The organism is Sphingobacteriaceae bacterium GW460-11-11-14-LB5, from assembly GCA_002151545.1.
In the GTDB taxonomy this organism is placed as follows: domain Bacteria; phylum Bacteroidota; class Bacteroidia; order Sphingobacteriales; family Sphingobacteriaceae; genus Pedobacter.
This window is the reverse complement of sequence record CP021237.1, coordinates 5704054-5719905: the sequence shown is the minus strand read 5'-3', so window position 1 is coordinate 5719905 and position 15852 is coordinate 5704054. Positions and strand designations below refer to the sequence as shown.

At 40.1% G+C, this 15852-nt stretch carries 7 protein-coding genes; 3 read left to right on the top strand and 4 right to left on the bottom strand.

The genetic code is table 11. The features are described from left to right. The first annotated feature begins 43 nt into the window (after positions 1-43). The 3 genes from CA265_23355 to CA265_23345 all read left to right on the top strand — a co-directional run bounded on the left by CA265_23355 (position 44) and on the right by CA265_23345 (position 4787). Positions 44-964 carry a hypothetical protein gene (locus tag CA265_23355; protein ID ARS42435.1) on the top strand — a complete coding sequence of 307 codons (921 nt, stop codon included), beginning with the start codon at positions 44-46 and terminating at the stop codon, positions 962-964. 72 nt (positions 965-1036) lie between these two features. Further along, a complete protein-coding gene (locus CA265_23350) occupies positions 1037-3718 on the top strand; it encodes a TonB-dependent siderophore receptor (GenBank protein ARS42434.1) in 2682 nt (893 codons plus the stop codon). Then, complete coding sequence (locus tag CA265_23345) at positions 3699-4787, top strand: hypothetical protein (GenBank protein ID ARS42433.1); 1089 nt, start codon at positions 3699-3701, stop codon at positions 4785-4787. Before CA265_23350 ends, CA265_23345 begins: the two co-directional genes overlap by 20 nt. 18 nt (positions 4788-4805) lie before the next feature. Here CA265_23345 and CA265_23340 read toward each other — a convergent pair whose 3' ends face one another. The 4 genes from CA265_23340 to CA265_23325 form a co-directional block, all read right to left on the bottom strand. After that, a complete protein-coding gene (locus CA265_23340) occupies positions 4806-7595 on the bottom strand; it encodes a glycoside hydrolase family 2 (GenBank protein ID ARS42432.1) in 2790 nt (929 codons plus the stop codon). A gap of 46 nt (positions 7596-7641) precedes the next feature. Then, positions 7642-10884, bottom strand: coding sequence for a hypothetical protein (locus CA265_23335; protein ARS42431.1), 3243 nt, complete (start codon positions 10882-10884; stop codon positions 7642-7644). A gap of 101 nt (positions 10885-10985) precedes the next feature. Beyond that, a complete protein-coding gene (locus CA265_23330) occupies positions 10986-14303 on the bottom strand; it encodes a DUF5107 domain-containing protein (GenBank protein ARS42430.1) in 3318 nt (1105 codons plus the stop codon). A gap of 101 nt (positions 14304-14404) precedes the next feature. Next, positions 14405-15736 (bottom strand): MFS transporter, encoded by a 1332-nt coding sequence (locus CA265_23325; protein ARS42429.1) that lies wholly within the window; start codon positions 15734-15736, stop codon positions 14405-14407. Positions 15737-15852: the final 116 nt, after the last annotated feature.

Below are 15852 nucleotides of genomic sequence, written 5' to 3'. Positions count from 1 at the left end.
AGATTTCGCGTAGGGTAATCCCATCTTAAGGGTAGATATAGGTATGGAAGATATCGATGCCGACTTACTGGAAAGGTATGCTAAAGGCAAATGCAGTCCTTCGGAGCAAAAACAGGTTGAGTTATGGCTTGCCGACGAGCAATTCCCTGAAGGATCAAAAATTGAGGATGAGCGTATTCAGGCGGAGATTTATTCAGCCATTCAGCCTCACCTAAAGCCGATTCAAAGAAAAATCAATTTCAAATGGCTGATCTATGGATCGATAGCCGCTAGTATTGCGCTGGCATCTGGATTTTTCTTCTTTAACCAGCAGAAACACCAGACGCAAAATATAGTATTTAATGCCCCGTTTGGGCAACCCAGTACCATTACCCTGCCCGACAGCAGCAAAGTAGAACTTCAACCAGGAAGTAAAATTTCTTACCCCAGTAAATTCGACAAAACCACAAGAAATGTAACGCTATTTTCTGGTGAAGCCTTCTTTATTATCCGACATAATTCCGCACAAGCCTTTATCTTAAATAGCGCCAACAGTGAAATTAAGGTCCTTGGAACGAGGTTTAATGTGCGCAATCTAAAATCAGCACCTGTTCTTGAGGTTACCCTTACCCAGGGCAAGATTAGTTTCCAACCGAAAAATGGTGCGCTGAGTATCCTAAAACCAGGAGAAAGTTTAACTTTCAATAAACACAATCAACATCTTTTAAGCATTACTCAGGTAGATACCAGTGGGGTAACAGCATGGAAAACCGGTACGATCCGTTTTAATGATACACCTATGCCCGAGGTACTGGAGACGCTCGAGAACCGATATGGATTTAAATTCAAAATCAGCTGCCAACTTGATAAACCCATTAGCGGAAAGTTTGGAGAACAGTCTATAAGCAGAGTGCTACAACTTATGGAGCGGGCTTCTGATTATCGCTTTAAAAATTCAGGAAAATATATTGAAGTCTATAAATAAAAATTAAACAAGAAACTACCGGAAGTGCGTCAACACCCCGGTAGTTAAAATTACCATCAATTCTCACAATCAATGATCAATTACAAATTTATGAATTTAAAGTCTGTTCTCTCAGCCTTTTGTATTTTGCTATGCCTCCTGCTCTCGAGCAACAGTTTTGCTCAGCAGGCAACTGTAAACATTTCTCCACGAACACTAAAATTACGTGCCGCACTCGAACAACTTGAAAAAAAGGCAGGCCTGAATTTTATCTACAGTGATCTCAATACTGAGCTGGACAAAACCATTACCTTATCACCATCAGCTTTATCGGTTAACGAAATCCTGATCGAATTAGCTAAAAAAACCGGACTGACCTTTACGGCTAGCGGGAAAGACATTACCATTAAACAACAGGCTAAGGGCGAAGTTCGTGGTAAGGTAATTACTGCAGAAGGAAAACCTGCCCAATTTGTAAGTGTTAGTCTCGATCGCTTACGCACTACGATTGTTGACGCTGATGGGAATTACCGGTTTCGTGATATACCAGAAGGCGCACATACACTTTTTGTTAGCTATATTGGCTTAGAAAGTCAGAGCAGAGAAATCAACATCAAAGCCGGCACGAAAGTTAGCGCAGATTTTACTTTACGCGAAAGCCATTCAGAATTGGATGAGGTAGTGATTAATGGCGGTGAAACCAATAGATTTTCGGTAAAAAAAACCACTACGGCAGCAAAAATGCCTTTGGCAAATTTAGATAACCCTCAGGTTTATACCACCATCCCAAAAACCTTGTTAAACGAACAAATGATTACGGATTTCAGCTATGCGCTTAAAAATTCTCCCGGGGTTTATAAAATTCAGGGATCGAGGGGCATTAATACTGATGGTGCATCGTATTATAGTATGAGAGGTTTTAGAACCGAAGCTGCATTGGTTGATGGGTTACCATCGCAAACCAATGGTGAAATCGATCCATCCAATATCGAACGGGTTGAGCTGATTAAGGGTCCGTCAGGAACACTTTTTGGCGGCGCAGTGGTATCGTTTGGTGGCCTCATCAATATTGTAACCAAAAAGCCCATTGATACGGCAGGTGGAGAGATATCTTATCTTACCGGAAGCTTCGGACTGAACAGAATAACAGCCGACGTTTACGGACCAGCTAAAAAGAATTCGAAGTTATTATTTAGGATGAACGCAGCTTACCAATACCAGGGCAGCTTTCAGGATGCTGGTTTTAGAAGGACAACATTTTTTGCCCCTGCGGTAGAATACCGTGCATCGAACCGTTTAACACTCAGCCTTAACGCTGGTTTCTATCAAACAGAGGCAACCAGTTCATCAACAATCTTTTTAAACAGGGTAAGAAAGTTTATTGCCACCACACCGGAAGAATTAAATTTTGATTGGAAAAGATCTTACAACTCGAACGATCTGACCATGAAAAACCCAACCGTAAACATTAAGGCACAAATAAACTACCAGATCTCAGATCAATGGCGCTCACAAACCATTTATTCTAGCAATTCCAGAAAATCGGATGGCTTTTACCAATATGAATTTATCAGAGGTGCTACCAGCGATGAAATGTTAGAACGGAATATCAGTCTTCAAAACTCGACAAATACCGCGAGTGATATCCAGCAGAATTTTATCGGAGATTTTAAGATACTGGGGCTTCGAAATAGATTAATTGTTGGTCTCGATTACCTTAACCAAACGATAAACAATAACAATTCGCCATACCTGGTATTTGATAACGTAAGTGGATTAAATCCATCAGATCCGAATTATGTAAAACTTTCGAGAGCGGCTGTTGAGGCCAGATTAGCAGCAAGTACGGCAGCACCAACTAAGAACATTGGAAAGAGCAATATCTATAGCGCTTATGCTTCGGATGTACTGAATATTACCAACCGTTTACTGGCCATGTTAAGCTTACGTGTTGATCGTTTCCAGAACAGAGGTACATTGAACCAGGCCACCAATACCATTGTTACCAATAGCAAATACATGCAAACGGCTGTATCGCCAAAGTTAGGTTTAGTTTATCATGTAATCAAAGATCAGGTATCTGTTTTTGGAAATTATATGAACGGTTTTGCAAACGTAGCACCCGTTACACAGCCTGAAGGCGCTGGTGTATCGGGTACATTTAAACCGCAGCATGCTAATCAGTTTGAGGCAGGAGTAAAAACCGATCTGTTTAATGGTTTGTTAAGCTTCACTGCCAGCGTATATGATATTAAAGTGGATAACCTAACCCGCAACGAGGACCTGATTGTAGGTGGAACAACTTATAATATTACGGTTCAAAATGGCACGCAGCGGAGTAAAGGTGTCGAATTAGAACTGATCGCCAATCCGTTAAAGGGATTAAATATTATTGCCGGATATAGTTACAACGACAGTAAACTGACCAAAGCTACTGTCGCGCTCGAAGGCAGAAGACCAGCTTCTGCTGGTCCTGCCACCTTAATTAATAGCTGGATCAGTTATGTTCTTCCTTCAGGAGAGCTTAAAGGATTGGGGCTTGGATTGGGCACAAATTATGTAGGCAAACATTTAACCTCTAATTCTGCTGTAACCGGGATATTCACGCTTCCATCGTATGTGATGATGAATGCAACCGCATTTTATGACACCGGAAAATATCGTCTGGGATTTAAGGTGGATAATCTTACTAATCAATTGTACTTTACCGGCCAGGGTGTATTGAGTGCCCAGATGCCAAGAGCTTTTGTTGCCAATGTTTCGTACAGGTTTTAAAAAAATCATCTACCTATTACACCTCTGGCTCGGACTTTCATCCGGGCTAGTGGTGTTTGTAATCGGTTTAACAGGCGCTATTTATTCGTTTTCTGATGAATTAAAAGCTGTTCTGTATCATGACAGATTATATGTAGATATTCCCCATGGCGCAAAAAAACAATCATTCGATCAGCTTTTGTTTGTTGCACAAAAAAAGTTCGGTGGGCTTAAAAAAATATCCAGGGTAGAAATACAGCAATCGCCGGATAGAACCTACATGTTCAGGGCATACAAAGCAGAGAAATATTTTGAAAAAGTATACCTAAATCCCTACACCGCACAAATTGTATTTCATGAAGACGCCAACAAGGAGTTTTTCAATGTGGTGCTTTCCATTCATCGTACTTTGCTGCTTGGAGATGTTGTTGGTCATTTTATCATCCGTTGGTCGGTAGTTTGTTTTGTGATATTGCTCCTTTCGGGCATTGTACTCTGGTGGCCAAAGAAATGGAAAATAAATTTCTGGAAACAAAAGCTTCAGGTAAAATGGGATGCGAAAGCAAAGCGCCTGAATTACGATCTGCACCAGGTTTTCGGGTTTTATGCTTTTTTAATATTGTTAATCATTTCGCTTACCGGCCTGATGTGGTCGTTTGATCTGGTATCCGACAAAAAAGTAAAGATTTTTTCAGATACCACATCATTGGCCGGACCAACGCCAAATCACCTTATTCTTTCAAATACCAAATCGCTGAGTAAGGAGGCCTCCTACCTCCTTTATAATCTTCCGGTTACCAAAGGAGGAACAGTTAACGTTTCAGCTTATCTTGATCCTCAGCGAATCCATCAGAAAGTTCAATATAGATTTGATCGCTACAGCGGTAAATTATTATTAAAGGGGAAATCATTTTCTTCCCTACCTGCATTAGATAAAGTAAAAGCACTTAATTACGATCTGCACACCGGAAGTATTTTTGGATTCTGGGGCAAACTTCTTGTGTTTTTCGCTGGATTAATTACGGCTTCACTCCCCATTACAGGCTTCTTAATTTGGCTCTGGCGGAAAAAGGCAGCGAATAACCGTTAAACACGTTTCTTCTTAATACTATTTTTGCTTTGGCAATTTTTCTATTCTTTTAAAACGCTCTTTTTCTAATACGGTCACTGGATTAAATTTATCACTTTCCATATACCTCAACAGGCTGTATTTTAACTGCCTGGCGACTGGCCTATTGGCGATATTGGTATTGATATCCATTGTACAGAGCAATAACTTACCATTGCCAACCTTGGCTTCAACTATGCTGGCCATATTTCTATTTTTAAAAAAATTATCAATATTTCGCAGCACAATGGCCGAAGGCGCTAAACCTATACTATCGAGCTCCAACGTTGTTGATTTTTTGCAAAGGTCCCACCATTGCCAGTCTGTATGATTATCAGTAGGGAAGTTTTCAAAAGCAGGATGTTGAGGGTTGATCAACAAACCCATCGTACCCGGCTGATTAGGAAAGTGAACCGGGCTCCAAAAAACCTGTACAAATTTACCTTCAACACCATTTATTTTTTCTTTAGCTGGATTTAACAACACCTTTTTCCCTTGTGCTAAAGCATCTGCAGCCTCCTGGTAATCGGTAGTAAAAATAACATCTCTAACTACTGTTTCCACTTTTTGAGGGTACACCCAGATATTCCAATTGTTGCTATATCGCGTATTTTCAATGCTTACATGTACCGTTAATTTTTGTGCCCGATCTACTTTAGTTAAAACAGCATTAATCTCTCCTACAACGGAACTATTTCCCAGATTAATATTTGTACCGCTTATTTTACCCGATGCAACCAGCATGTTATGATCGCCTTTAATCTGCCAGATTATGTTTGCATTTTTTAAGGGAGCCGCGCCAAAATTAGCCACCTCGATTTTAGCTTTAAAGGTTTCATCATTGGTGTAAGTTGCCTTTTCAAATCTGATCAGTGGCACAACTGGCGCACAGAATTTCCTAAAATCTTCTGGTTTAATTAAACCTTTACTTTCCCAAAATGCATCAAGGATACCCACCAGTGCAGTTCCTTGTCCCGGAAAATCGTGTAGGTCTAACAATTGAAATCCACTTACTCCTTTGGTTTTAAGCGCCCGTTCAATTTCTTCTTTGTAAAGGAGTACGGCAAGCTTCCCACTGGCATTTGTAAAATCACCAGCTAGCGAAACCATTTTTTTCTTTTCCAGATCATCTTTAATGGCCATAAAGTTTAATGGAGCAAGTACACCGGTATATTTAGAAATTTCATTGATATTGGGATACACAGCATATTGTCCAATCTCATGGGTGATGAGTGGAACGGGCAAACTATCTACCGATTTAGCATAATCTTTGTTAAAAGAAGGTGCTTCAACGTCAAAAATTCCTTGTCCCCGTACCCATCCTTTTTTGGTTCGTTGTGTAATAAAATAATCATCAGCTGTTACCGGCCAATCGCCAAATCCCCGCTCAAAGGTGTAGGAAGTAGTGGTATACATCCTCCGCTGGTCTTGCGCTTTTAATTTAACAACCTCATCACTTAACCATTTCATGTTGCCTTGCATTTCGTTGCCCATACTCCAAAAACAGAACGATGGGTGGTTACCATAATACCTGATGATCCTACTGGCTTCCCTATCGAAAAAATCGTCAGCCAATTTATCGGTTCCTATTTTAAGCGACCATGCGGGTAATTCGATCTGCAGGTAAAAACCCATTTCATCAGCCGCACTAAAAGCTGCTTCAGGTGGGCACCAGCTATGAAAACGGAGATGGTTTAAGCCATATGCCTTTGCACTTTCGAAAACTTTTTTCCACCCTGCTTTTTCCATTGGCGGATACCCGGTTAATGGAAAAATATTGCATTCTAAGGTTCCCCTTAAAAACAAAGGCCGATCATTGATGAGCAGTTGTGAGCCCTTACTGCTCAATGTTCTAAAAGCAAAACTGGTACTTGTGCTATGTATTGTAGTGCCATATTTTACCGTTGCATTTAGCTTATATAATGATGGATTAAATTCATCCCATTTTTTAATGGCCGATTGAATGGCCACATAATTCACCACCGTATTTATACCGGGTTTCAGCAATACCGGAACAGGTGCATTGTTAAATTTAACCTGATTGCTTATGGTTGTTAAATGGAGGGTTGAAGTAATTTTTTTACCAGACTTATTCTCAATCTCGCTGACAACTTTTATCCTTTTTAATTTTTCTTCAGTAAAAACCTGTACATTTTTAATATAAATGCTTGGTCTGGAAATCAGCTGTAGCTGCCCGATTACACCATTCCAAATAATCTGTGTTTCGGCTGAATAAGCATGTCCATCGCCAATATCGAATTTCTTACTGTTATCGATCCTAATGGTAATGGTATGTTTTCCTGGTTTTAAAAAAGCTGATAAATCAAACTCATGTGGTGCACTAAGACTTTCACCCTGTACATTCACGCTTTTTCCATCAACCCATACATCCGTTTGCCAGATTACTCTTTCTAACAGCAGGGATATTTGTTTATTATTCCAGGATACAGGAATATTTACTTCTTTTTGGTACCAGGCTGCCCCAACATATGAAAATTTACGCCACAAATGCAACATTACAGCGCGCTTAAGCTCAGGTTTCAATTGTAGGGGATTTCCTAAACCGGCATCATCAGTAGTACCGGGCAATTGTATTTTTTGTTGAAAAAATGGAGCAGGCTTGCTGTACCATTTTTCCTGTTCCCCAACTTTAAGAGAATCCATTCGGAACAACCAGGTTCCGGCAAGATCTATTTGCGCTTCATCAATTGCAGTTTTGTTTTTGCCTTGTCCAACCACGCCTGAGATGAGGAGAAGTTGAAAAAAACAGGCAAACCATAATTTCTTCATCTAAAAATATATTTAGTAATCGGTTCTTTAGTTATATCAAGGGCAACTAATCTTCTGGTACCACGACCAGTTGATCTATTTCAATACTGGCGCCACCTTCGGCAGTTACGTTTATATTTAACTTTCCATCGTTAGTATCTTCCCTCATCATAAATACTTTTATCCATTTGCCCGTAGCTGGTATTTCACCAATGGCCAATTCCCTGCCTTCTAAAGAAACGATGCCGGATGTTTTTGAAGCATTTGGGTTGGTGAAATGCAGGTAGATGTAACCTTTTATTCCATTTGGCGGAGCAATATTAATATTCATCCGTCTTGACGACCAGCTGCCCTTTTCATTCTCTTTCGAAACCTTAGCACCACTTACTTCATACGTAAAGCCTTTGTTTACCACAACTTCATCCAGCGTATTATTCCAGTCGCTTTTAGCTGTACTTGCTTTTTTTCCGGCGTTTAAATAAAGAATGGCATTTTTAAACTGATCGGGCAATAAACTCTGATTTTCTGCTGTCGGCACTTTTGCCAGTATGACCTTAAGTTTTTCAACTGGAAGTGCCTGGCCTGGATTAAACGCATTGCTCTGCATATAATTCGTTAAACTATACCTGAGTTGCTGTAAATAGGCATTTTCTTTTTTGGTGAAATCGTAACCACAAACCAGCAGTTTACCTGTGCCTACTTTGGTTTCGAATATACTGCCCAGCTTTTTATTGTAATGAAAATCGGAAATGGGCTGTACCAATGGCTTAAAGGTTTCGGGCATTGCCGATAGATCGAAGTATTTTGCGCCACTGCCCGCTTTATACCATTGCCAACTGGCAAAACCATCAGTTGGGAAATTTTTAAAGGCTTCACTTTGGGTATTAATCAGTGAACCTAAAGTTTCATTTCCCTGTCCAGGGAAAAAACTACTCGACCAAAAAAGTGGTGTAAAAGAAACTGGTTTAGCTGTATTCTTGGTGCCCAGTTTGCTGGCCAGAAGTAATACTTTACCACCATTATTTAAAACACTATCAACTTTATTATCCCATTCGGAAGCTACATAAACAGTATTATGACCTATGATTTCAGGCGTTTTTGGAAATACATACAAAGGCCATGAATTGCGGTATTCTGTGCCCGCCAGCTGCAGGCTGAACATATATTTTTTTGCTTGCGCAGGAAAGCTGTTACAGGCGATGGTCAACTGTCCGGCCGCAGTTAATGTGCCCTGTGGAAAACGATCTGTTGAAGCTGTACCACTTTTAATTACATTTCCACCATCATCCGTTAATTGCCAGTTCAGTTTTGCACCAATATCTTGTTTGAAATAATTGGCCACCTCCATTGATAATTTGATGGTATCGCTTTGCGTAAATGTAAAACTGTTAATGCGGATTAATGGTACAACGGCGTTTGAATGTTGCCTGAATACTTTAGGATCGGCTATCCCCTTATCCTCCCAGAAAGCATCTAACCAACCGATTAAAGCCTCACCCTGTCCCTGGTAATCCTGCATGCTCAGCAGCTGAAAACCAGCACTCGATGGTGCAAGCAGTACATTCTCTATTAAATTTTTATATAACAATTGTTGCAAAGCGCCACTGGCTTGATGAAAATCGGCATCCTGACTTGCAATGCCATTTTTTTGCGCCATTTCTTTAAAACCTTCGAGGTTACGTGCTTTTAAAACGCCTTTGTATTTATCAATTTCTTTCCATTCCGGATAAACAGGATACTGCCCCACCTCGTGTGCAATGATGGGAATAGTTGCCTTGCTGTAATTCTTTTCTAAATCGGCATCGGTTTTATTGATGCTGTTACCATAGGTTCCACCTACGCCGGGGATATTGTGGGTAACCATATAATCGTCAACCGGAGTGATTTTTCTGGCCGTAGAAACAGCATATAAGCGACGTGGATCTTCTTGTTTTACTTTTTTAATCCATTCCTGCATTACTGTAAAATCAGAATTTCCGAGTTCATTACCAATACAGAAGAAAAGGAAAGATGGATGATTGCCATAAGTATCTACTATACGCTTCATTTCTTCCTGTACAAATTTATCGGCACTTGGGTTTTTCCCTAAACCCTGTGGAAAACCTTTCGTGTCCATTTCCGGGCGGTCTGGATTGGGTTTAGACATCCACCAATCGATCCACAGGACTTCCGCCTGTATGTAAATACCCATTCTATCGGCAACCCTGAAGGCAGCTTCAGGCGGGCACCAGGAGTGAAAACGCACGGTATTCAGGCCATAGTCTTTGTACTTTTGAAAAATCTTTTCCCAATCTTTATCATTGGTAGAGGGATAACCGGTTAGCGGAAAGTGTACACAATCCAAATTCCCCCTGATGTATGAAACTTTGTCGTTTACTAAAATTTTATGTGCCGTGGTGCTTAATTTTCTAAATCCGATTACATCAGTCCAGGGTGCAGCCGAAATGCCATTTTTAATTTGCAGGGCAACCTGATATAAAGCAGGGTCAAATTCATCCCAGGCATTAACTCCTTTTAATTGATCAAGAACCATATCGTATTTCGCTTGGCCAGGTTTTGCCACTACCTGCTGTTGCTGCGTACGGATTACCTTCCCTGTTTTTTGATCTTTTAGGGTAGCTGTAAGGATGAGTGGCATTTTCTTTTGCAGCGAGTTGTTGATCAAGGCCTCTAACCGCAGGCTTTTTGCCGAAAGATCGGGATAAGTTTTAACCGTATGAATGGCAACATCTTCCTGTTTTTGCAGCTCGATACGGCCTACCACCCCATTCCAGATACTTTGCGTATATTCTGAATAGCCGTGGCCTTTATCGCCAATATTATGAACCATATCATTATTGACACAGATGGTAATGGTATGTACACCTTTGCTTAGCCTACCCAAAGCATGTTGGTGTGCAATATATAATGGTGATAGGGCTGAAACCTCCCTGCCATCAACATATACTTTACTTTCCCATAAAACACGTTCTAAAAAAAGGTTAACCTTTTTATTGTTCCATGCCGCAGGAATGGTTATTTTTTTTTGATACCAGGCTGGTCCGACATATTTATGTGCACGGGTAAGTATTCCATAATCAGAACCTTTGGTAACTGTTCCATATCCAGCCTCATCGGTAGTGCCGGGTAGTTGTATCGACTTTTGGAGTACTTTTTTTGACCAGTTTTGTTTGTAACCTAAGCTATCGGGATCTAACTCAAAAGACCATTTACCGGCTAATGAAATGATATGCTGGGCGCTACTATTTAAGTGGAGAAAGATGAAAATTATAAAAATCAAAAACCCTTTTATATGAAAATATCTTTTCATTTTTTATCTGTTGTTTTTTATGGTTTTAAGCCATCATGAACATTTACCATTCCTTTTTGTGGAAAGTATGCTCATGATGCTTTGGTTTGTAATATATAAGATCAGTTTTTAACTGAATTGGTGTGATTGGTTATTGCCCTTACACCCAGATGTCCGTTATCCAGCATCAATATTTCATTTATACTTTGTTCTGCAAGGTTGTTTTCTTCCAGGCCAGTATATCCTAATGCGGCCATGTACAGGCAATGCACTTTGTTGCGTTTGTTCAGGTCATCATCAAAAATCATCAGATCGGGTAAGGATACGGCAAAATAATCCAGCTTAATGTTGTCATCCATATGGCGTTTTCCATAATCGATTAAGCTGTTAAACTTTTCATTTGCAGCAAGATTATTCTTCAGCTCACGGTAGGCCAATCCCTGGTAAAATATGGCATCGGGTTGTGCATCATTGTAAAATATAGCCGCAGTTGGCTCCATATCGCCTGCACTTGCACTGGTAAAATATGCTTCTGCATTTTTTTGATCACCTAAATGACGGTATGCTACGCCCAGCCAATAATCAATATCGTTTTCTCTGGTACCGTACAGCTTGCCTTCGCCTAAATTCTCAGGATATACAGTCGCATCATTCAGTAATTTTATCGCCCCAGTGTAATCGTCTTGTGTAATGGCCATTTTTGCTAAACCTACTTTTGCAAAAACATACTGCTGACTTACTTTACCTTCTCCACCTTCCCATGGATGAAATTTACGGCTGGTTAATAAGGCTAAGGCTTCATCTAAATCTCCGTTAAGATTTTTTAACGTAAGGTATTCCAGGTACAGGTCATCCCTGTTTAATAGGAGTGCTTTATATTTTTCCAGAAAAGTCAATCTGTAAGAAATGGAATAATTTAATCTTTTATGCAGCTGATCCAATTCCAACAATACCCTGGCGTCTGTGGGGTCGTTAAAAAATGCTTTCTCCATGAAAGACAATGCTTTCTCTTCATTGTTATCCCGATTATAATAAGCGATACTTAAATTACGGTTTACTGAGGCAAAATCGGGATTTATACTTACCGACGCATTCCAGCAGTTTATGGCTTCTTCGTATTGCCTTTTATCGTACCATAAATTGCCGAGATAATAAAATGCCTTATCATCCTGCGGATTTTCTTTGGTCACAAATTTTAAGATTTCAATATCCTCTAAGCGATTGGGGAATACTTTATCCGGCCCCAGTTCAAAGCCTTTCGACAGATACTGATGAGCTTTTTCTCTATTACCCAATCGGGCGTTATAGTTAGCCAGGTAATAAAAGTATAAAGGTTGCTGCTCTTTATTTTCGCATAACAGCAATAAAGCAATTGCTTCTTCATACCTGCCACAGGCCGCATAATCGATGGCGATTTCAATATAGCTATGTGCATTATCTCTTAATCTTTCTTTTAAAATCTCTACCCATTTCTGGCTTTCAGCAGGGTTTTGCTGATGGATTAAAGATAATTCATAGATAGAACCGAAATCAAAATGGTCAATCGACAACGTTTCGGCGGCTAGTTTCGCCGCGTCGTCGAATCTTTGCAATTTGCGTAACAGCAATGTTTTTAAGTGCCTTGCTTTAAAACCATGTGCATTACGGATCAGGGCCCGATCTACCAATTGCAGGGCCTCATTCCAATTATTTCTAATGGTTTCTATTTTGGCTAACTGCAGATAAGCGTTGTCTTGCTGTGCTACATTCCAGGCTGCTTTGTAAAACTTATCATAAGCATCGTTAAGCTTATCCTGATATAACAGGCTCAATCCTAAATGATATAAGGGTTCACCATCGTAAGGATTTGGATTATGCCTGGTTAAGGTGTTAACTGCACTTTGAAAATACTTTTCAGAAACGGCAAATTGCCCTCTTCTAAAATAATATAAGCCTAATGCATTGTTATTTCTGATATCGGTATCATCCCGTTTCAGCGCTTCTTCATAATAGTCCTTGGCCGAATAGGTGGCGTGTCTGTACTGCTCTAAATGAAGTCCGGCCATGTAAAGTTCTTCATTCGTTTTCATCGCCTTAGGCGCCACTAAGGGTTTGGCTGCTTCTGGCGAAACATCTACATCCTTTACCGCTATTGGCGAATAAACCACTAATTTTTCCCCTGCCGAATTACTGACCATCAATTCTATATCTTGTTCAACATAGTTTTCGGGCAGTTTAATGGTGGTTTCGAAAGCTTTAAGTGGTGATAGGTTCTCCTGGCTGCTAAAAAGGATTTGTCCTTTTAACTTCAAGGTAATATTGGCCTGATCCTGAATGGCTGTAGCATAAACTTTAACATTTGCGGTGTCGCCGTTAAATGTTAAGTTAACTAAGGCATCTTTTGTAGCATTTTTAACGTAACCGATTTCTTTGTAAGGCAGAAAATATTGGGTAAAAGTTATTTCCTGATTGGGCATAATCCACGAAAAATCTGGCTGATTATCGGTATAAACGCCTGTCATTATTTCGATATAGGGTCCATCTTCATCCGTTAAATGTTTATCCCACATTTGTCCAAAGTTACCAGATCCCCAGGTCCACTGTTTTTTACCCGGCGAAATATGGTGATTGGCAATGTGTAAAATTCCTGCTTGTTTTTGATGGTGATAGCCGCCAACAAAATCGAAATCAGAACCTACGGCCATAAATGAGGTAGGCACAGGTATATTTTTGTACCATGAAATATCGGTACCTGGTGCGTAATCTTTTTTATAGTAAGTCCCCTTAGCTATCGGAAAAAGTGAGACATCTCTTTTTCCATGATCGTAAACGGCTGTTACATCTGGCGGAAAAACAGATTGATAATGTTCATCAACTGCAACCGCCGGATTTGCCCACCACAAAAAAGTTTGCGGTAATGTCGTTCTGTTATAAAGTTTACCGGTAATTTCGAGGTAAGCACTTTCGGGATACAATTTGAAACCAGCCATCCCTTTGGTATGGAACATTTTTTCAATTTCACTTACCCAAACGGTTTTGCTCCCGTCGGCGTGTGCTTCAATCGTAAAATCTATAGGATCGAAAGTGCTGGGACGGTGATGCTGGGGCCAGTTAAACTCTATTCCTCCCGATATCCAGGGACCAGTTAAACCCACAAGCGCTGGTTTTATAACCTGGTTGTAATAAACAAAATGATAATCATTTGTTTTATCGTAGGCCATCTGAATGCGTCCACCCAGTTCTGGCAAAATCATGATTTTAATAAAATCGTTTTCCAGAAAAACAGCAAGATATTCCTGATCTACCTTTTCATCATATACCTGGTCTATTACAGCGTGCGGATAAACCGTGCCGCTACTTCCCTGATAAATTCTCTTTTCAAGAAACATTGGATTCTTGTCTGGCCCGCTCGTTTTATAGGTAGGGATAATTACTTTTTCTTCCCAGGCTTTTACTTCCATATTGTATATAAAGTGTTAATCGTAAATAGTAATATTATTGCATTGCAGGTTTAATCTGCATGGTTTGTTGAGTGCGGTAATTATTTTATTGTAAACCAGGTTTAATGTACTATCTGTATATCTTCGATTTCTTCGAGGGTTTTTCCTTTGGTTTCTTTAACAAATTTCCAGATCCCAATACAGCCTAAAGTGCAGATCGCTGCATAGATGTAAAAAATACTTTCTTTGAGCCAATCGAATAAAATTGGAAAGGTAAATACAAGCACAAAATATGCACCCCATAAACATAGTATAGCCCAGGTAGTGGCTTTTACACGGACTTTGTTTGGAAATATCTCCGAAATGAGCACCCAGGTAACCGGTGCAAGCGAAACGGCATAAACGCCAATGGCACTCAATAAAAACCAGGAAACCATGGTAGAGCCAGATGCCAACAACTGAGAGATGAGCACATACAAAACGGCCAAACCACCTGCCCCGATCAGCATTAATGGTTTTCTTCCTATTTTATCGACTAAAAACATGGCCGAAATCGTGAATATCACATTTACCGCTCCAATAAACACTGTTTGTAGAAGCTGGTCATCCTGCGAGGTACCTATGCTTTCAAACAATTTAGGTGCGTAATTAAAAACGGTATTAATGCCACAGAACTGCTGAAAAATAGCCAGACCGATACCGATCATCACTGCAGGGAAATACATTTTATTGAATATACTCTCATGCTCCACATTGGATTTGCGTTGCAAGGTTTGCTCTATATTTTTTAAAGCATCGGCAGCAAATTCATGATTTCCGATCTTATTTAAAACTTTAAGTGCTTTTTCGTTTTTACCTTTTTGTACCAGCCACCTCGGACTTTCAGGGAGTATTGAAATGCCTATAAGAAAGATACCTGAAGGGATTGCCCCAAGCCCAAACATCCAGCGCCAGGCATCTTCGCCAGTATTTCTTAACGTATAATTGATCAGATTCGTAATCAATATCCCCAAAACAATCGTTAACTGATTAATGGCAACCAGACGGCCTCTAAATTTTGGAGGCGCCAATTCGGCGATATACATCGGCGATAACATCGACGCCATGCCAACCCCTATGCCGGAAAAAAACCTGGAAACAATAAAAAAATCACGGTTTGGCGCCATAGCCATCGCTAAGGACGAAGCTAAAAACACAAATGCTGCAATCATTAACCCCGGCTTACGTCCATACGCATCAGACACATAACCGGCAATCAAACAGCCTACCATGGCGCCTAAAGCTAAACTGCCGGTTGCAAAACCTTCCCAGTAAGGGGTAAGCTGAAATTGTTTCTCTAAAAAGGGTAAACTGCCTGATATTACGGCGAAATCGAAGCCAAATAAATAGCCCCCGCCTGCCGCAAGTAAGGAGATGAAAGTGATGTAAGCCGTATTAAATTTGCTTTGAGACATTGTGTGCATATATTTGGTTATTGATAAATACAAAACATACACAAACATCAGTATACCGCGGTAACATTTCAATGCACGGATTGAGGATAATAATGGATTTTCTTACTTTCTTGTAA